This is a genomic window from Streptomyces tsukubensis (assembly GCF_003932715.1).
GTDB classification, from domain to species: Bacteria; Actinomycetota; Actinomycetes; order Streptomycetales; family Streptomycetaceae; genus Streptomyces; species Streptomyces tsukubensis.
This window is the reverse complement of sequence record NZ_CP020700.1, coordinates 7,647,486-7,666,254: the sequence shown is the minus strand read 5'-3', so window position 1 is coordinate 7,666,254 and position 18,769 is coordinate 7,647,486. Positions and strand designations below refer to the sequence as shown.

The 18,769-nt window shown below is 71.5% G+C and carries 16 protein-coding genes; 10 read left to right on the top strand and 6 right to left on the bottom strand.

What is annotated here, in order from left to right; genetic code table 11:
- The first annotated feature begins 64 nt into the window (after nt 1–64).
- The gene (locus B7R87_RS31580) at nt 65–649 is read left to right on the top strand and encodes a GNAT family N-acetyltransferase (protein WP_006344911.1); all 585 of its coding nucleotides are present in this window, start codon (nt 65–67) and stop codon (nt 647–649) included.
- 730 nt (nt 650–1,379) lie between these two features.
- Nucleotides 1,380–1,958: an RICIN domain-containing protein gene (locus B7R87_RS31575; RefSeq protein ID WP_130585146.1), complete on the top strand. Its 579-nt coding sequence runs from the start codon at nt 1,380–1,382 to the stop codon at nt 1,956–1,958.
- Between the two features lie 324 nt (nt 1,959–2,282).
- Here B7R87_RS31575 and B7R87_RS31570 read toward each other — a convergent pair whose 3' ends face one another.
- Entirely contained in the window at nt 2,283–3,248 is a 966-nt protein-coding gene (locus B7R87_RS31570; RefSeq protein WP_006344913.1) for a pirin family protein, read from the bottom strand.
- A 173-nt stretch (nt 3,249–3,421) separates the two neighbouring features.
- On the opposite strand from B7R87_RS31570, the gene B7R87_RS31565 reads away from it, so the two are divergent.
- Complete coding sequence (locus tag B7R87_RS31565) at nt 3,422–3,757, top strand: tetratricopeptide repeat protein (protein WP_006344914.1); 336 nt, start codon at nt 3,422–3,424, stop codon at nt 3,755–3,757.
- 70 nt (nt 3,758–3,827) lie between these two features.
- Here B7R87_RS31565 and B7R87_RS31560 read toward each other — a convergent pair whose 3' ends face one another.
- Nucleotides 3,828–4,991, bottom strand: coding sequence for a L,D-transpeptidase (locus B7R87_RS31560; protein WP_006344915.1), 1,164 nt, complete (start codon nt 4,989–4,991; stop codon nt 3,828–3,830).
- A 403-nt stretch (nt 4,992–5,394) separates the two neighbouring features.
- On the opposite strand from B7R87_RS31560, the gene B7R87_RS31555 reads away from it, so the two are divergent.
- From B7R87_RS31555 to B7R87_RS31535, 5 genes are all read left to right on the top strand, one after another.
- Nucleotides 5,395–6,591, top strand: coding sequence for a lipid II:glycine glycyltransferase FemX (locus B7R87_RS31555; RefSeq protein ID WP_040912860.1), 1,197 nt, complete (start codon nt 5,395–5,397; stop codon nt 6,589–6,591).
- On the top strand, nt 6,516–8,321 hold the full coding sequence (gene murJ, locus B7R87_RS31550; protein ID WP_130585147.1) for a murein biosynthesis integral membrane protein MurJ: 1,806 nt from the start codon (nt 6,516–6,518) through the stop codon (nt 8,319–8,321). Before B7R87_RS31555 ends, murJ begins: the two co-directional genes overlap by 76 nt.
- Nucleotides 8,322–8,374: 53 nt before the next feature.
- Nucleotides 8,375–9,058, top strand: a complete 684-nt coding sequence (locus tag B7R87_RS31545) for a response regulator transcription factor (RefSeq protein ID WP_006344918.1) — start codon at nt 8,375–8,377, stop codon at nt 9,056–9,058.
- Nucleotides 9,059–9,276: 218 nt separating this feature from the next.
- Complete coding sequence (locus tag B7R87_RS31540; protein ID WP_006344919.1) at nt 9,277–10,725, top strand: sensor histidine kinase; 1,449 nt, start codon at nt 9,277–9,279, stop codon at nt 10,723–10,725.
- Entirely contained in the window at nt 10,722–11,324 is a 603-nt protein-coding gene (locus B7R87_RS31535) for a GerMN domain-containing protein (protein WP_052704575.1), read from the top strand. Before B7R87_RS31540 ends, B7R87_RS31535 begins: the two co-directional genes overlap by 4 nt.
- A 34-nt stretch (nt 11,325–11,358) precedes the next feature.
- Here B7R87_RS31535 and B7R87_RS31530 read toward each other — a convergent pair whose 3' ends face one another.
- Together B7R87_RS31530 and B7R87_RS31525 are read right to left on the bottom strand one after the other, a co-directional pair.
- Entirely contained in the window at nt 11,359–12,585 is a 1,227-nt protein-coding gene (locus B7R87_RS31530; protein ID WP_006344921.1) for a S8 family peptidase, read from the bottom strand.
- A 65-nt stretch (nt 12,586–12,650) separates the two neighbouring features.
- On the bottom strand, nt 12,651–14,228 hold the full coding sequence (locus B7R87_RS31525) for an SDR family oxidoreductase (protein WP_006344922.1): 1,578 nt from the start codon (nt 14,226–14,228) through the stop codon (nt 12,651–12,653).
- 348 nt (nt 14,229–14,576) lie between these two features.
- On the opposite strand from B7R87_RS31525, the gene B7R87_RS31520 reads away from it, so the two are divergent.
- Entirely contained in the window at nt 14,577–15,299 is a 723-nt protein-coding gene (locus B7R87_RS31520; protein ID WP_006344923.1) for a S1 family peptidase, read from the top strand.
- Between the two features lie 102 nt (nt 15,300–15,401).
- Here the strand turns inward: B7R87_RS31520 and B7R87_RS31515 are convergent, their stop codons facing one another.
- A complete protein-coding gene (locus B7R87_RS31515) occupies nt 15,402–16,568 on the bottom strand; it encodes a S8 family peptidase (RefSeq protein WP_006344924.1) in 1,167 nt (388 codons plus the stop codon).
- Between the two features lie 690 nt (nt 16,569–17,258).
- Between B7R87_RS31515 and B7R87_RS31510 the strand changes: the two genes are divergently transcribed.
- Nucleotides 17,259–17,531, top strand: a complete 273-nt coding sequence (locus tag B7R87_RS31510; protein ID WP_006344925.1) for a hypothetical protein — start codon at nt 17,259–17,261, stop codon at nt 17,529–17,531.
- Nucleotides 17,532–17,658: 127 nt separating this feature from the next.
- Here the strand turns inward: B7R87_RS31510 and B7R87_RS31505 are convergent, their stop codons facing one another.
- On the bottom strand, nt 17,659–18,660 hold the full coding sequence (locus tag B7R87_RS31505; RefSeq protein WP_006344926.1) for a D-alanyl-D-alanine carboxypeptidase family protein: 1,002 nt from the start codon (nt 18,658–18,660) through the stop codon (nt 17,659–17,661).
- Nucleotides 18,661–18,769: the final 109 nt, after the last annotated feature.

The following is an 18,769-nucleotide window of genomic DNA, read 5'->3' as shown; positions in this document are numbered from 1 at the left end:
CTCCCCGGCGTCAGGCCGTGCTCGGCAGGGCATGCGCTGGGATGCGGCTGTTATCGTCCCTCGCATGCCTGAACTGATCACTCCCACGGGACGGTTGCATTCCTCGTGGCTCACGGCGCGTGACGAGTGGCAGCCCGGTGCTCATCAGGACGGGGCCGGCCTGCGTCTGGCCGGTGACGATGACCTCGACCACCCGGAAGGGTTCGCATCATGGACCGAGCGACTGCGGCAGCAATCGGACCGGTCGCTGCCTGTCGGGGAAGGGCGCGTCCACGCCACCCACTGGTGGATCGCGGACGGTGAGATGTACCTCGGGGCCATCGACCTTCGGCACTACCTGAACGCCGTTCTGCTGGAAGGCGGCGGACACATCGGCTACAGCGTTCGGCCTTCTGCCAGGAGACGCGGGCTGGCCTCGTGGGCGCTGGGAGCGGTTCTGCTCAAGGCGCCGGCGCTCGGTCTGGACCGGGTCCTCCTCACCTGTGACGACGGCAACGCCGGCTCGACGCGCACCATCGAAAACAACGGTGGCGTCCTCGAAGACGTGCGCAGCACCGAAGCCGGGGTCAAGCGCCGCTACTGGATCACTCTCGACGATGCCGGTCGGAGCCGGTCATTGATGGTCGCGACGAGGACGGTTGCCTCGTAGCGGACGGGACCAGCGGGGCGGCAGCGTAGGGCAGGGCCCCTCACGAGCCCGGGACCGCTGGTGTGCGCTCCCGATGTGCCATGGACTGCCCGCCCGGCCGGTCCACCGGGTGGCCGAACAGCGCCTTCGGCCCCTCGGCGGACGTCGTCCACGCCCGCTCGTGCAGGATCACGAACCCGCGGTCATGGCCGTGTCGGGAGGGCCTTGACAAGGCGGGCGCGCGAAACCGCTGGTCCACGTATTGACCGAGTGCGAGGAACGACGCGCGATCGCCATCGCTTCGAATGCCCCGTTCTCGGAAGGAAAGCAGAGCTTCACCGCTGGGTTCGGCTGGCCCGCCCGCAGTACGAGGAATCACTCAGAACGGCAACGGCGAGGCCGTCTCGGTCAACATCAACAACATCGTCGCGGACGACGTCCAACAGATCACCGAACAGGTCAACCGGACCCTGAACCAGTACGGCCCGCATCACCCCCAAGGGGGATCGTCACTCACCCCTGGGCCCGGTACGGTCGTGCAGCGTTCTGTGCTGATCACCATGACGACCATGGCGGGAGCGGCCGTCCCGTCCGGCGCAGACACCGCGTGCCGTCGCAGGCTCCTCGGCCCGCCGCGCCCCCGCACTCGGACCGCTACACCGTACGACTTCGACCATTGGCCGCGCTGACCGGCCGACCGCCGCCCCGGGGCGCCGGGCCCGCGTCCAGCGCTCCGGACAAGGACGCCCTCGTGAGAATTCCCTTCCCCCGCCGCGCCGGCGCGCGCGGCGCCCTGGCGGCCGCTGTCGCGGCGCTGCTGGCAGCCGTGACGGTCCCGCCGGCGTCCGCGGCCACTCCACCCCCGACGGCCGGTAAGTACACCGTGCGGGTCGCGCACTCAGGCAAGTGCCTGGGCCCCCGGGACGACAGTACGGCGGAAGGAGTGGTGATCGTGCAGCAGCCCTGCGACGGACGCCCTTCCCAGAAGGTCACGCTGATCACCGCCCGGGGCGACATCCCCGCGAACAGCTTCTTCTTCCGCACCTCCACCGGTCTGTGCTGGAACGTCAAGGACAACATCCACCACGTCGGCGTCCCCATCATCCAGTGGCCCTGTAGCCGCGCCATGAACGAGGTGTTCACCGCCTACGGCGACCACCACCCCTGGGACGGGTACATCCTGCGTACTCACACCACCCGCCCCAAGTACTGGAACTGCCTCCACATCCGCGACGCATCCACCGCCGACGACGCCACGCTGATCCAGCACCCCTGCAACCTGCACGGAGACGGGATCCTGAACGACACCTTCCACCTCACCCCCGCCTGACCCGCGACGACTCACGCCCTCACACGAATCCGGACCACGGGAGCCGTACCGGCCGTCCGGCACAGGCCCCGGCTCGACAGGGGCACCATTACCGCCGCTGTCGGACGCGGACTCCCGTCTGGGCACCGGGCCCGGATGCTCGGTTACCAGATGGGGCGCGTACGACGGTGTCCCGGCGATCCGGTGCTGGTGAAGTAGTCGGGTTGGTAGAGAACGACCTTCGTTCGCCCCTCTGGGGAGAGGACGCTCCGCCCGCTGCCGGTCTTTCCGAGGAGCCGCCCGAGTCACAGGGTTCCAGTCCGCCCGCCGACACAGAAGCCCATTTCAGCGTACGCGTCCGCGCGCCTTCAGCGGCCCCGGGGGGAGTTCGGGGGCAGGCAGGGGATCGCCGTCGTAACCCTTTACCTCGCCGAAGCGTGTGCCTTCCATCCAGTCCCGGCGGGCCTCGGCGATCTCCTCCTGCGAGCGGCCGATCCAGTTCCAGAACATGATCAGCTCCTCCTCGAAGGGCTCCCCGCCGAGGAGCATCAGAGCGGCGTCGGACTCGGCGCGCAGGGCGAGCTCGGTCCGGCCGCAGCCGAGGTAGAGCATGGAGCCGGGGAGGACGGGAACGCCGTCGACCACGGCCTCTCCCGACATCGCCAGGACCGCGTACTCGAAGTCACGGTCGAGGGGGAGGCGCACATCCGCGCCGTCACTGAGCGTGAGGTCGGCGCCGACGATGGGGGTGTAGGCGGTGCCCGGTGAGGTGGCGCCGTCGAGGCTGCCCAGGATCACCGTGGCGGTCAGACCGGGGGCGGTGACGGCGGGCAGGTCGGGGTGGTGTTCGAACTGGGGGTCCACCTGGCGGTGGGCGTCCGGGAGCGCGACCCAGAGCTGGGCGCCGTGGAGATAGCGGGCGTGGGAGCGGGGGGTCTCCTCGGAGTGGCTGATCGCCCGGCCGGAGGTCATCAGGCCCAGTTCACGGGGGCGGATGGTGGCGAGGCTGCCGGTGCTGTCGCGGTGCAGCACCTCGCCCTCGTGGAGCCAGCTCACGGTCTGGAGGCCCATATGGGGGTGGGGCGGTACCTGCATACCGGGCTCGTCGGCGATGTCGTCGGGGCCGTAGTGGTCGACGAAGGCCCAGGCGCCCACCATGCGGCGGCCCAGGTTGGGCAGCAGCCTGCGGACCTCCGTGGACTCCCCGAGCCGGACCGTACGGGGGCTGAGGAGTTCGCGTACCGGCTCGGCGACGACGAATCCACGACCGCCGCAGACGGAGAGGGCGGCCTGACGATCGAGATTGCTCATGACGCTCAACCTATTCCCGCGGGGGCGCACCGGGCAGCCCCCACGCCTTGCCGACCGGCCGGATGCCGGAGCGGCCGCACCCGGAACCATCTGGTGGAATATTGAACGAGCTGCTCGGGTTGGCAGGGACAGCGGCGCCGGAGCCGCCCGAAACCACCCGAGAGAGGAAAGCCGTGAGCGAGACGTACTACGAGTTCGGCACCCCCGCCGAGCGGTGGGACCGGGCGCAGATGTTCTTCGACAGCAAGGAATACCTGACCGCCGCGCGGATCCTGCACGGACTCGTCGAGGAGGCGCCGGAGCAGCTGGCGGCGCGTCTGCTGCTCGCCCGGGCGTACTACCACTCCGCCCGGCTGGGGCCGGCCGAGACCGAGCTGCGGGCCGTCCTGGAGCAGAACCCCTCCGAGTACTACGCCCGGCTGATGCTGGGGCGGACCCTGGAGCGGCAGGGACGGACGGCTGAGGCGGCCCCGCATCTGCGGATGGCGGCCGTGATGAACGGCGACTGAAGCAGGGTAGGGAAACACCGCACCGGCGGGCGAGAGCGCCCGCCGGTGCGGTGTTGTGCCGTGGGGCGGGTCAGCTCAGGGCGCTGCGCTTCTGCCACTGCTCCCAGGTCTCGTTCCAGTTGCTGAAGCCGTTGCCCTGGACCGGGATGCCCTTGTGGTCCTTGCCGGTGGTCTCGAACGGCGTGCCGACCTTGATGTCCTTGTAGAAGGAGGAGGCCTCGGCGGTGCTCATGCCGATGCAGCCGGAGCTCTTGTTGGCCCTGCCGAAGTACGCGGCGTTCCACGGCGCGGCGTGGACGTACATCCCCGACCAGGTCAGCCGCATCGAGTAGTCGACCATCTTGTTGTAGGCGTCGCCCAGGCCCACGGTCTCGGAGTTCATGTTGATGGTGCCCTCCTTGGAGATGAGCACCGTGGTCCCGCCCCAGGACCGCTTGTCGCCGCCGGGTGTGCCGCCGGAGACCGGGATGGTACGGACGGGGCTGCCGTTCCGTTCCAGGACGAGCTTCTTCCGGTCGAGGTCGACCTTGACGACCTCCTGGGCGCCGATGGTGAACTTCGTCGCGTAGTCGCGGGCGAACATCCGCTCCTTGGACGTGGCGATGCCGTTCAGCGGGGCGTCGACGGTGACCTGGGTGCCCGGCTTCCAGTACTCCTTGGGCCGCCAGTCGATGCGGTCCTTGCCGTCGTAGTGCTTCAGCCAGCCCCAGGACCCCACGGTGTTGTTGGAGGTGGTGACCTTGAGGGCCTTTTCCACCTCGGCGCGGCTCTCGGTCCCGACGGGGTAGTCGAAGACGAGGGAGATCGGCTGGCCGATGCCGACGGTGGTGTTCTTGCCGGGCCACCAGGTGACCAGGTTCTTCTTCTCGGCCTTGGCGGTGGTGAAGGCGGCGTTCGTGCTGCCTGCGGTGCCGCTCTCGGTCCTGGTGGCCGCGGTGATCCGGTAGGAGGCTCCCGCTCCCGCCTTGCGGTCCGAGGTCCAGAGCGTGTCGTTCGCCGACAGTTTGCCGGTGACGGCACCGCCGTCGCCGTCGGTGACCTGTACGGAGGTCAGTTTGCCGCCCTGGGCGGTCACCTTGATGGGCTGACCGGCCTTGACGCCGCTGCCGCTCGGGGTCACCGCCACCGTCGCCGGCTTGTCCGCCGCCTTGGCCGAGCCCGCCTTGCCGTCGCCGCCCGAACCGTCGGAGGAGCAGCCGGCGAGGGCGAGGGGAGCGAGCACGGCGGCCGCCACCGCGAGGCGTGTGGCCGGGTGACGAGCGGGGCGCGCGGATATCGGGCGCAACGGATCCTCCGTGGGGAGCGGGGATTCGAGCCCGCCGGCAGGGTCCGGCGGGTTCGGCGAATCCGGGATTCGGCGGTTGTCGGTGGTGTCCGTCCGGTGTCGAGGCGGCGGGGGCACAGCGCGTTCGAACGCAACACCCGTCCACCGCTCAAACGTTCCATGGGGACATCCCTGACCCTAATGCCGAAAACCGGCAGGTGAACGCCCTAACCCCGATGTAACGGCCTCTGGTGAGGAACGGTCATCGTTCTGTCACATTCCTCGCGCGGTGCGGTCATGGGCCGCTGTGAGCATCCTGCCGTCCCCGTCGTCCGGCGGGCACCAGGACCACGATCGGAAGGCGGCTCACACCGTGTCAGCACTTCTTGTGACAGGCCGGGACGGACGAGAGGACTCCACCGGCCCGCGTATCCGGCTCGCGCCCCTCGACGCGGTCACGTATCGCGCGTTCCTCGGCTCCGCCCGCGGTGTGGCGCTTGGCGCCGGTTTCCTCCAGTGCCCTTCCTGGGCCGAGGTCAAGGAGGGCTGGCGGTCCCTGCTGCTGGGCTGGGGGCCGGATCCGGCGGCGGGCCCGGCCGGGCTGACCGGGGTCGCCCTGGTGCTGCTGCGCCAGTTCCCGGGCACCCGGCGCTGCTTCGCCTATCTGCCCGAGGGGCCGGTGGTCGACTGGTCGGACCCGGAGCCGGACGCCTGGCTCGAACCGCTGCTGGAGCATCTCCGCGGCGCGGGTGTCTTCGCGGTGCGTATCGGCCCCTCCCCCGCCTACCGGACCTGGCGGGGCGGGGCCCTCAAAGCGGGTACGGGGCCGGGCCGGAGGCTGGCCGACGTCCTCGACTGCGAGGTCGATCCGCTGGGTACGGCCGTGGCGGAGCGGCTGCGCGCCCGGGGCTGGCGGCGCTGCGGCGGTGCCGACGACGGCGATGCCCAGCCGCGTCACGTCTTCCGGGTGCCGCTCGCCGGGCGGTCCCCGGAGGAGCTGTGGGACGGGCTCAACCAGGAGTGGCGGCGCAATGTGCGGCGGGCCCGCAAGGAGGGTGTGGAGGTGGTCGTCGGCAGCGCGGCCGAGCTGCCCGACTTCTTCCGGCTGCTTGAGGTGACCGAACGGCGCGACGGTTTCCGGCTGGGCCGCTCCCTGGCGTACTACCAGCGTCAGTACGCGGCCCTGAACGCCGAGGAGCCGGGCCGGATGAAGCTCTGTCTGGCCCGGCACCGGGGCGAGATCCTGGCCGCGCACACCATGGTGACCGTGGGACGGCGGGTCTGGTACCAGACCGGCGCCTCCGCCGACCACCGCCGCGAGGTCCGGCCGTCGAACGCGCTCCAGTGGCGGATGCTGATGGACGCCCACGCTTGCGGCGCACAGGTGTACGACATGCGCGGGGTACCCTCCACACTCGACCCCTCGGACCGTTCGTACGGGCTTCTGCGCTGGAAGCTCGGCACCGGGGGGCATGTTGTGGAGACGCTGGGGGAATGGGAGAAACCGCTGGGCGGGGCCACCAACCACGCGCTGTACCGGGCGTTCCAGGCATATCTGGCACGCCGTTGAGTCCGGCGCCCGCGGCCACCGCGCCCGCGGAGCCGGGGGCCGGGGAGCAGAAGGCCGCCTCGGTCGCGCGCAGCGGCGCCCTGATGGCCGCCGGGTCGATCGTCTCCCGGGCCACCGGTTTCGTCCGCTCGGCGGTCGTCGCCGCCGCCCTCGGCATCGGGCTGACCGCCGACGGCTATGCGGTGGCCAACGCCGTGCCGATGATCCTCTACATGCTGCTGGTCGGCGGGGCCCTCAACGCCGTCTTCGTGCCCGAGCTGGTGCGGGCCGCGAAGGAGCACGCGGACGGCGGTATCGCGTACACCCAGCGGCTGCTGACCGTGTGCGCCGTCGCCCTGCTGGTGATCACCGGAGCGGCGGTCGCCGCCGCCCCGCAGATCGTGGAGCTGTACACGGGCTACAGCGGTGCGCAGGCGGAGATGACGGTGGCCTTCGCCCGCTACTGCCTGCCCCAGATCTTCTTCCTCGGGGTGTTCACCGTGCTCGGGCAGGTGCTCAATGCCCGCGGCAGGTTCGGCGCGATGATGTGGACGCCGGTCCTCAACAACATCGTCGTCATCTCCGTGTTCGGGCTGTATCTGGTGGTCGGTGACGGCGGCGCGCTCAGCTCCGCGGAGCGGGCGCTGCTGGGCTGGGGCACCACGGCGGGCATCGCCGTACAGGCTCTGGCGCTCGCCCCGTCGCTGCGCCGCGCGGGTTTCTCCTGGCGGCCGCGGTTCGACTGGCGGGGCAGCGGGCTGACCCGGCCGTTGCGTGCCGCGGGCTGGCTGGTGCTGCTGGTCCTGTCCAACCAGGCCGCCTACTGGGTCGTGACGCGGCTGGCGACGGCGGCCGGGCGGCGGGCCGCGGAGCTGGGCATCGACGGCGGTGCGGGCTTCAGCGCGTACAGCAACGCCTATACGCTCTGGGCGGTGCCGCACGGCATCATCACGGTCTCCCTGGTGACCGCGCTGCTGCCGCGGATGAGCCGGGCTGCGGCCGACGGCGATCCCCTGGCGGTGCGCCGGGACGTCTCCTATGCCCTGCGGACGAGCGCGTCGATGATCGTGCCCGCCGCCTGTGCCCTGCTGGCGCTGGCGCAGCCGGTGATGACGGTGGTGTACGGGTACGGGCAGACCGATCCGGGTGATGTGGCGCTGATGGCGGGCATCCTGATGGCTTTCGCTCCGGGGCTGATCGCCTTCTCCGGGCAGTACGTGCTGTCGCGGGCGTTCTACGCGCTCTCCGACACCCGGACCCCGTTCTTCCTCAATCTGGTGATCGTGGCGGTGAACGCGGGGCTCGCGGTGACGGCGTACTGGCTGCTGCCCGCGCGCTGGGTGGTCACCGGGCTGGCCGGGGCGTACTCGGTGGCGCTGTTCGCGGGCTGGGTGGTGACGGCGCTGGTGCTGCGGCGCAGGCTGCTGCCGCCGCCGTCGGCGACGGTGCCGGGGCAGCGGGGCCGGCACGGCCGCCGGTCGCGGCGCCGCCGTCCGGAGCCGCTGTGGCGCTCGGCGTCCGCGGGGGCGGTGGCCAGGCTGCTGGTGGCGGCGGTACCGGCCGCCGGTCTCGGTTACGTGACGGCCCGGGTGACGGGCGGAGCGGCGGGGGCTCCGGCGGCGGGCGCGGCGGGTGCCCTGGTGGTCGGAGTGGTCTTCGCGGCCCTCGCCCGGCCGCTGCGGCTCACCGAACTCGACGCCGCCGTCTCCGGTGCCGTACGACGACTGCGCAGGCGTCCCGCGCGCGGCTGACCGCGGGAGCGAACCGGGGAAACACTGGGGAACGCTGGGGAAAGAGGGGTGTGATGCCACGCGTACTGCTGATCGAAGACGATCCGTCGGTCCGTGAGGGGGTGGAGCTGGGGCTGCGGCGCCGCGGCCACGAGGTCACGGCGACGGCCACCGGCGAGGAGGGGCTCGCGGCGCTGCCGGAGTTCCGGCCGGATCTGGTTTTGCTGGACCTGATGCTGCCCGGGGTCAACGGGGTGGAGGTGTGCCGCCGGATCCGGGAGGCCGGCCAGCTGCCGATCATCATGCTGACCGCTCGCGGTGACGATTTCGACATCGTCATCGGGCTGGAGGCGGGCGCCGACGACTACATCGTCAAACCGGCCCGTACGGAGGTCATCGAAGCCCGGATCCGGGCGGTGCTGCGGCGGATCGAAGAGCCGGGCGCCGGCCGGCCGACGGTGGAGCGGCACGGCGATCTGGCCCTCGACCGTTCGGGGCTGACCGTCACCAAGTGCGGGCAGGAACTGGCGCTGGCGCCGTCGGAGCTGAAGCTGCTGCTGTATCTGAGCGCGGCACCGGAGCAGGTGTTCAGCCGCCAGCAGTTGCTGGAGCAGGTGTGGGAGCACGGCTACCACGGGGACGCCCGGCTGGTGGACGCCTGTGTGCGGCGGCTGCGCAACAAGATAGAGGATGTGCCGGGTTCGCCCCGCTACATCCAGACGCTGCGGGGCTTCGGCTACCGCTTCGGCCCGCTGTGAGCGGGGTCGTATCCCGACTGCGGAAACGTACCGGCGGGGCGGATGGACGAAGCGTTACGGGGGCCGGAGGACGGCATTCGGGTACGGGCCGCCTGCTGCGGCGCCGGGTCCGCGAGAACGGGCCGCCGCACGGATCCGCCCCTGCGGCGGGGCAGACCCGTGCGGCGGCCGGTTCCCGGCGGCGGGCCCACCGCTCGTCCCTGGGGCTCCGGACCCGGATGGTGTTTGCGTTTCTGCTGGTCGCAGCCGTCACCGCGGGATCGACCGCCACGCTCACCTACCGCGAGGCACGCAACTCGGTGCTCCAGGCGTCCCAGGACCTCGCCGTGTCCAGCTTCCGCGAAGTGGTCAGCGAGTCCGCATACGACCTGCCCCCCGGTCCCGACGATCTGAAAGGACGGCTGGAGGGCTTCGCGCGGCGGGGGAAGCCCCGCCACTGGCACGTCTTCGCCGAGTACGGGACGACGGTGCGCGAATCGTCGGGAACGAGCCCCGTCTCCACGGTGATCACCGACGAACTCCGGCGGCAGGCGGCGGACCGTCCCACCGGCAGCTTCCAGCGGGTCGTCAAGAACGGGGTGCCGTATCTCGTCATCGCCATGCCCATGGTGCTGCGGATGGGCCTGCTGGACACCGGCCTCGACACCGGCATGGTGCTCTATGCCGTCGTTCCGCTGGAGGAGGAGGGGGCGCAGGTCGACGCCCTGGTCACCGCCGCCCGCAACGGCGCAGTCCCGGGGCTGGCGATCGCGCTGATACCCGCCCTGCTGGCGGCCCGCAGCGTCCTGCGTCCGGTGCGGGAGCTGCGGCGGGCCGCCCTCAGCATGGGCAGCGGCAGACTGGACACCCGGATCGCCGTCCGGGGCGGCGACGAACTCTCGGACCTCGCCCGGACCTTCAACGATACGGCGGCCGAGCTGGAACGGTCGGTGACCGGACTGCGCGAGGCGGAGGCACGCGCCCGCCGCTTCGCGTCCGACGTCTCCCATGAACTGCGCACTCCGCTGGCGGGAATGCTCGCGGTCACCGAGCTGCTGGACGAGGACGCGGCCACGGCCGGTCTCGACCCCGATACGGCCCGTGCGGTGCGGCTGATCAGCACCGAGACGGAGAAGCTGGCCGTACTGGTCGAGGATCTGATGGAGATCTCCCGCTTCGACGCCCGCGCGGCCGAACTCAACACGGACGAGGTCGACGTCGCCGAGACCATCCGCCGCACCCTGGCGATCCGGCACTGGACCGGCCGGGTCGGCACGGAGCTCCCGGACGGGATCCGGGCCCGGCTCGACCCGCGCCGCTTCGACGTGGTGATGGCCAATCTGGTCGGCAACGCGCTGCGGCACGGCGGGGACCCGGTGACGGTGACACTGCGCCGGGGCACGGCCGACGACGGCAGTCCGCTGCTGGTTGCCGAGGTCACCGACGGCGGCCCCGGGATCCGGCCGGAGGTGCTGCCGTACGTCTTCGACCGCTTCTTCAAGGCGGACCAGGCCCGGACCCGGTCGGCGGGCAGCGGGCTGGGGCTGGCCATCACCTCGGAGAACGTCGCACTGCACGGGGGTACGATCCGGGCCGCCAACGCACCCGGCGGGCGGGGCGCCGTCTTCACGGTCGCGCTGCCCCTCGACGGCGGACCGCGCGGGCGGGCCCCGGAGGAGGAGACATGACCGGGAGAGGTCCGGCGGTACGCGGCGGACGGCGAGCCTGCGCGGCGGCGGTGGCCGCCGTACTGCTCACGGGTTGCGGAGTCGGCGCCACGGAACCTGTCGAGGCGGGCGGTCCCGCGGTCTTCGCGCTCGGGGCCCGGCCGCAGGATTGGAAGATGCTCTTCTTCCTGTCCCCCACGGGCCGCCCGGTTCCCGTGCTGCGGGTACGCGATCCGTTCACGAACAGAGTTCCGACGCCCGTTCTGCTGGCGGAAGCCGTCGAAGACCTGCTCGCGGGCCCGTCGGCGACGGATCGCGCCACCGGCCTGTCCACCGCGCTTCCGAAGGTACGGCCCGGGACGCCCCGGGAGACGGAGAACGGCATGCTCGGCGTCGATCTGCCCGTTCCCGTGCGGAACCTCGACGACACCGCCGTACAGCAGCTGGTGTGCACCATGGCGTACACGAGGGACCGGAACGGCCGGGCCCGGGTGGTCGTCACCGGCACGGACGGAGCCAGGGAACCGGCCGGCTGCGAGCTGGCCGTCGACCTCGCCCCGACCCGGCCGACGACCAGCCCGGTACCGGAGCCGCCGCCCGCGCCGAGCGGAGCGGGGTGACGGCCCCGGCGCGGTGGGCCGGTCGCGTCGGCGGTTACAGACCGCCGGTGTACAGCAGACGGTTGGGCGACGTCTTGCTGACCGTCAGGATGTCCTTGGTGGACTGCAGGACCAGCCAGTCCGCGATCTGCTCCGGGGTGGCCGCGGGGTTGGCGGCCTGGTAGAGGAGCGCGACCCCGGCGACGTGGGGGCTGGCCATCGACGTACCGTCCAGCGCGATGCTGCCGCCGCCCAGTTTGGCCGAGAAGATGGCCTTGCCGGGGGCGTAGAGCGACAGGCAGGGACCGAAATTGCTGAAGTCGGTCTCCTTGTCGAGGTGGTCGGTCGCTCCGACGGTGACCGTGCGCTGGGCGCTCGCGGGTGAGACGTCACAGGCGTCGCGGGCGTCGTTGCCCGCCGCGACGACCGGAAGGGTCCCCCGCAGCGCGATGTTGGTGACCGCGTTGTTGACGGCCTGGTTGCGGTCGCCGCCGAGGGAGGCATTGATGACAGCGGGCCGGCGGGCGTTCTGCGCGACCCAGTCCAAGCCCGCGATGATTCCCGACCAGGGACCTCTGCCGTCGCAGCCGAGGACACGGACACTGACCAGCTTCGCCTGGCGGGCGACGCCGAAGTCGGTGCCGCCGACCGTGCCCGCGACATGGGTGCCGTGGCCGTTGCAGTCCTGGCCGTTGCGGCCGTCGTTCACGGCGTCGAAGCCGGGGACGGCCCGGCCGCCGAACTCGGGATGGCTGTAGTCGATGCCCGTGTCGACGATATAGGCGGTGGCACCGACCCCGGTGCCCTCGATGTTGAACTTCTGGTTGAGCGGGAGGTACGGCTGGTCGATCCGGTCGAGGCCCCAGCTGAAGGCCTGGAAGCGGTCCTGCCGGGAGGTGACGGGGCGGGCGGAGGCGGTGCCGTCCTCCTCGACCACCTTGACGGCCGGTACGGCCCGTACGGCCCTGAGCTGTGCGGGGGTGAGTTTGGCCGCGAAGCCGTTCAGTACCGCCGCATAGGTGAAGAGCGGTTTGAGGCCGGGCAGCGTCTGCTTGACGAAGGCGCCCGGCTTCGTTCCCTTGTGCAGCGTCACGATGTACTGGCCGGGGATGGGCGCGGACGTCTTCCGCAAGGGCGCGGGGTCGGCGCTCGTGATGCCGTTGGCGGGCAGCCCGGGTTCGGGTGCGGCGGCCGCGCTGCCCGCCGCCGACAGGGCTGCGACGGCCGTGAGCAGCGCGGCGGCCGCCGCGGCGCAGGCACGGAGCCTGGAGTGGATTTTCATGGCCCGACCCTGACAAACCATGATCGACAATTCCATCACCGTATGGGGTGATTTGCGTCGCTGTCTCAGTGTGTGGAGGGCGGGGTCCCCCGATCGGCGGCCCGCCCGGTCTTCCGGGCGTCGTCGGACCGCTCCGGCTCGCCCGCTCCGGCGGCCGCGGCGCGGGTGATGTTGCGGACCATTCCGCCGAAGACGAACGCGTGGAAGGGCGCGACGCTCCACCAGTACGCCTGCCCGAGCAGTCCGTGCGGATGGAAGAGGGCCCGCTGCCGGTAGCGGGCCCGCCGCTCCCCCAGCGGTTCGCAGCGCAGCTCCAGCCAGGCCAGACCGGGCAGCCGCATCTCGGCGCGGAGCCGCAGCAGGCTGCCCGGTTCGATCTCCTCCACCCGCCAGAAGTCGAGGGAGTCACCGATCCGCAGCCTGGTGGCGTCCCGGCGGCCCCGGCGGAGTCCGACACCGCCCGCCAGCCGGTCGATTTGGCCGCGGACGGCCCAGCCGAGCGGAAAGGAGTACCAGCCGTTGTCGCCGCCGATGGACTCGACGACCCGCCACAGCTCTTCGACGGGTGCGTCCACCGTCCGTTCCCGTTCGTCGGTGTAGAGGCTGCCGCCCGCCCAGTCGGGGTCGGTGGGCAGCGGATCGCTGGGGGTGCCCGGTACCGAGGCGGAGGACCAGCGGGTGGTGACCCTGGCCTCCCGTACGCGGCGCAGCGCCAGCGCCACCGAGGTGTCGAAGTCCAGCGGGTGTCCCGGCACCTCGGGGACATGGCGGGCGATGTCGTTCTCCCGGCACACCACCTCGTGGCGGAGCGACTCGGCCAGCGGGCGGGCGAGCGCGCCGGGGACGGGGGTGACCAGCCCGACCCAGAGCGCCGAGAGCCTGGGGGTGAGGACGGGGACGGGCAGGATCAGCCGCCGCGGGAGTCCGGCGACCGCCGCGTAACGGAGCATCATCTCGCGGTACGTCAGGACGTCCGGGCCGCCGATGTCGAAGGTCCGGTTGATGTCCGGGGGCATGTCGGCGCTCGCGGTGAGCGCGCGCAGCACATCGCGGACGGCGACGGGCTGGATCCGGGTGCGGACCCAGCGGGGGGTGATCATGACCGGCAGCCGTTCGGTGAGATAGCGGAGCATCTCGAAGGAGGCGGAGCCCGAGCCGATGATGACGGCGGCCCGCAGGACGGTGGTGGGGACGCCGGAGTCCAGGAGGATGCGGCCGACTTCGGCGCGGGAGCGCAGATGCGGGGAGAGTTCCCGCTCCGGGACCCCGGCGGGGGTGAGCCCGCCGAGGTAGACGATGCGCCGGACGCCCGCAGCGCGGGCCTGTTCGCCGAAGATCCGTGCGGCGCGGCGGTCGGTCTCCTCGAATCCCTTGCCGGTCCCCAGCGCATGGACGAGGTAGTACGCGACGTCGATGCCGTCCATGGCGGCGGCGACGGACGCAGCGTCGGTGACATCGCCGCGGACCACTTCGGCGCGGTCGGTCCAGGCGTGGTCGCGCAAGGCCAGGGGCGAGCGGGCCAGGGCCCGGACGCGGTGTCCGGCCGTGAGCAGTTCGGGGACGAGGCGGCCGCCGATATAGCCGGTGGCGCCGGTGACCAGGCAGTGCAGTCCGCCGCCCGGCGGCGTGGGTTCCGGGCTCATGGGGGCCTCCGAGGTGTGCGGGTGGTACGGACGATCCCTACCACGCCGGGCCGGGGAAGGCGGTGGACGGCGGGGTCGACGGGCAGGGCGCGGCGCGGGTACGGGGGAATCCGGGCCCTCAGGGAGTGCGGGGGCCGTCCCGGGGGGTCTCCAGCGGTGTCGCGGGACGCAGTGCCCGCCGGTGAGGTCGCCTCCGCCGCCCCCTTGCGCCGACGGCGCGCCGTCTGTCAGATTCTCCCCGCGGCTCTACATGTCATGAACACGTCACGCATATGCCGTACCACCCCGGCGTGTGCGTCTCCTGCCACACCCGGCAGGGCTCCATCCCCCACACAATGGAGAAACCACATGCGCATCACCCGAGTCATACCCGCCCTCGCGACCGCGGCGGCCACCCTTGTCGCGCTGGCCCCCACAGCCACCGCTGCCACCCCGGCCCCGACCCCGGTCGGTACAGCGGCCCTGCCGATCATCGGCGGCGGCTATGCCACCGACGCCCCGTGGGCGGCCCGGCTGTTCTCCAACGGCCGCCAGACGTGCAGCGCCACGATCATCGCGCCGACCTGGATTCTGACCGCCCGGCACTGCGTGGGCGGCGGCGGGCTGTCGTTCCGCATCGGCAGCCTCGACCAGACCAGCGGCGGCACCGTGGCCAACGCCTCCGGCGTGTACAACCACGCCTCCTCCGACCTCTCGCTGGTCAAGCTGGACCGCTCGGTGTCGGCGACCTACTCGCGCCTCGGACAGCCGGGGTCGGTCTCGGTGAACCAGACCGTCCAGGTGTACGGCTGGGGAGCCACCTCCCAGTGCGGTTCGGAGATCAACTGCCAGTCCCAGTTCCTGAAGGTCGCCAGGGTCGTCGTGACCGGCGGCTGCCGCGACGCCTACAACGGCTCCGCGATCTGCGCCCGCCGCGGCGACGGCATCACCGCGGGCGGCGACTCCGGCGGCCCGATGATGGCCAACGGCATCCAGGTCGGCGTCGCCTCCACCAGTGACCGGCAGACCACGACCGCCTACACCAATGTGACGGCGTACCGTCCCTGGATCCAGTCGATCGCCGGCGTCTGACGAACCGGCACGCAGGGGGCCCGGCCGGAGTCCGGCCGGGCCCTTTCGGCCGTGGGGAGCGGTATCACTCCCGGTCCGTGCGCCGCGTGGGCGGCGCCGCCGCTAGAGCGTGGACTTGAACAGCAGGCGGTTGGGCGTACCGGTGACGTTGCCGCGGATCGCGTTGGCGGTGCTGTTGTTGATGATCCAGTTGTTGACGGTGGTGCTGGAGGCCTCACCGTAGGCGCCCTTGTAGAGCGCGGCGACGCCCGCGACGTGCGGCGCGGCCATCGACGTACCGCTCATGCTGGTGGTGCCCCCGCCCATCCGGGTGGAGACGACACCGACACCGGGACCGTACAGGTCGGTGCAGTTGCCGAAGTTGCTGAAGCTCGCCTTGTTGTCGGCGGAGTCCGAAGCGGCGATGGAGAGGGCGCCGGGGGCGCTGGCCGGGGAGTAGTTGCAGGCGTTCTGGTTGTTGTTGCCCGCGGCCACGGTGGTGTGGACGCCGGAGTTGGCCAGCGCCGTGGCCGCGTTGTTGAGGGCGGCCGAGTAGCCACCGCCGAGAGAGGCGTTGGCGACGGCGGGCTTCACCGCGTTCTGCCGGACCCAGTCGAAGCCCGCGATGATGGCCGAGAAGGAGCCCGAGCCCTGACAGTTGAGGACCTTCACCCCGCGGAGCTGGACGCCCTTGGCCACGCCGTGGACGGAGCCGCCGACGGTGCCCGCGACATGGGTGCCGTGGCCGTTGCAGTCCTGGCCGTTCCCGCCGAAGGCGTCGAAGACGTTGCGGGCGCGGTTCCCGAAGTCGGGGTGGGCCGTGTAGATACCGGAGTCGATGATGTACGCGGTGACCCCGGCGCCGGTGCCGTTGTAGGTGTACGTGGTGTTGCGCCCGGAGCGCTGGTCTATTCGGTCCAGGCCCCAGGGCGCGTTGTTCTGGGTCGCCTTGGAGACGACCTTCTGGTCCTCCTCGATGGACGCGATGCGCTTGTCGGCGCGGAGCGCGGCCAGCTGCGACGAGGTCAGGGAGGCGGCGAAGCCGTTGATGACCTCGTCGTAGACATAGTCCGTTCTGACCGACTTGGCCTGGGCGACGGCCGCGGCGTCGTTGCCGGCCTTCACGGTGACGATGTACTGACCCTTGATTTCGCTCTCCGCCGGGGCCTGGGCGACCGAGACCAGCGGCGTGGGGACGGGGGCGGCGGATCCGGTGGCGGGAACGAGGGCGATCGGCAGGGCGAGCCCGAGGGCTCCGGCGGCGATACCGGAGATATGGGTCTTGCGCATGAGGGGCTGACACCTTTCGTCGTCCGGCCGGGGCATGCCGCCGGCCGGTGTGTGGGGGAACGCGCCCGGGCCCGGCGGAAGGGGGGAACACCCGATGAACGGGGGGGCCGGGGCGCGGAAGGTGGAACAGCTCGCCGCACGGATGCGGCGTGAGTGGTGCGCTGGACACAGCGGGGGTACGGACGGCGACGAGTACCGCCCGGGCCCGGTCACCCTGCTCGTCATGACAGGGCGTCGGGCACACACCGGGTCGGTGGTCCCGGCGGGATCGCCGCTTTCCGGACCTCCGTGTCCGCTGTGCGTGCGACAACTTACCGGCTTGACCGGCCTTTGACCACGGTTGAAATGCTCATGACTGATTGGGCATACTGTCGCGCCACGCGAGCCTTTTCCAGGGCCTGTTGGCGGGACCGTCCCGCGCTGCCCGCCGGTTTCCGTATGCGCGGCCGCCGCGCTCGTCGGCCCTCTCCCGGGGCCGGACGCTCGGTCACGGGGTGACGTCAGGGTCGCGCGGGACGTATGCGGCAGGGGAGACCGACATTCACTGACACGTGACGTTTCGTTGGTGTAGACCTCTTGTCCGGCCTCGGAGGCCGTCGCTACGTTCTCCCTTGGCCGTCGGCCGGACGGCCCGTACCGAACGTTCTCTCCGCTCTGTCTCACTCTCTTCCGTCTCCGAGGGAGTACGTCATGATCAGACGCATCGGAATCGTTCTCGGCTCAGCCGCTCTGACGGCGGGGGCACTCGCCCTGACCGCGACCCCGTCCGCAGCGGCGGCCCCCACCGCAGAAGCGGCTGCCGTGAAGGCGGCCGCCGCCGAATGGCCGTGGATCGTCCACGGCTACTACCCCACCGAGGAGTCCTGCAAGGCAGCGGGAACCGCGGGCGAGGTCATCTGGGGGAAGGTGTGGTGGTGTTCCCCCCACAGCTCGGGTGGCTACGCCCTCTGGGCCAGGATCTGAGTCTCTTCGGGCGCTTTCCCCCGGGCCCGCCGGTACCCACCGGCGGGCCTCGGCCGTCCACCGTACTGACGGCGGTACGGCCGTCCGCTGCAGCGACTGCGACTGCGACAGGCGTGCCGCACGGGGGTCAGCCTCCCGCCCCGGCCGCCCGGACGACGGCGTTCGGAAGGTCCTTGCGAACCGCGGTGACCAGGGCCAGACCGGCATCGCGCGCGGCGGCGCTGCCCTGGGCGGGAGTAGTTCCCGCGCGCTGGCCCAGGACGACGCCGAGGACGAGCCGCGCAGTGCCGCCGATCCGCTGGGTGGCGGCCCAGACGAGGTTTCCTCCCGCCGGGGTGGAGGAGCCGGTCTTCAGCCCGATGACACCGTTTTGGCCCAGCAGCTTGTTGGTGTTGGGGATCCGTACCCCGCCCGGAGGGGTCACCGCGGGGGTGGCCACGATCGCGCGGAAGACCGGGTCCTTCATGGCGGCGCCGGCCAGTTTCAGCTGGTCGGTGGCGGTGCTGCGGGTGTCGGACTCGATACCGCTCACCCCGGTGTAGGTGGTGCGGTTCATGCCGAGGGCGGCGGCGGTCCGGTTCATCTTGGCGACGAACGCCTTCTGACCGCCGGCGTCCCAGCGGGCCAGCAGCCGGGCCACGTTGTTCGCGGAGGACACCATCATGATCTCCAGCAGTTGGCGCTGGGTGTAGGAGTGTCCGGCCAGTATCGGCGCGGCCGATTCGCTGGAGGAGAACGATTCGTCGGCCGCCTGCTGGTCCGCGACGACGGTCGCGCCGTCCGTTCCGTCTTTGATCGGACGGTCCTTCAGGATCACATGGGCGGTCATGACCTTGGTGACGCTGGCGATCGGGACGGGCGTCTGCCTGCCCCTGGTGCCGAGGCTGCCGATGCCCTCGACGGACACGGCTGCCTGGCCCTCGTCCGGCCAGGGCAGGTCCAGTGACCCGGCGACGGGCGCGACGGCCGGATTGCCGGGGTCGGGAAGCGGCTCGTCGCCGGAGGGCCGGGCACACGCTCCGGCGAGCAGCGCTCCGGCCAGCAGGGGGACGAGAAACAGACAACGGCCGGGGAGCGCGGCGGGCCGGGCTCCGGGGCCCGGTCGGGTGCGGCGGCGAACGGGGGACATAGGGGGAACACCTCCGGTGATTCAGGTGCGGTCAAGCACCTGGAAACACCTTCCGGGAAGCGTTCTTCGGGGCCGGTGCGGCACCGTTTCCACCGCCGCGAAGCTGCGT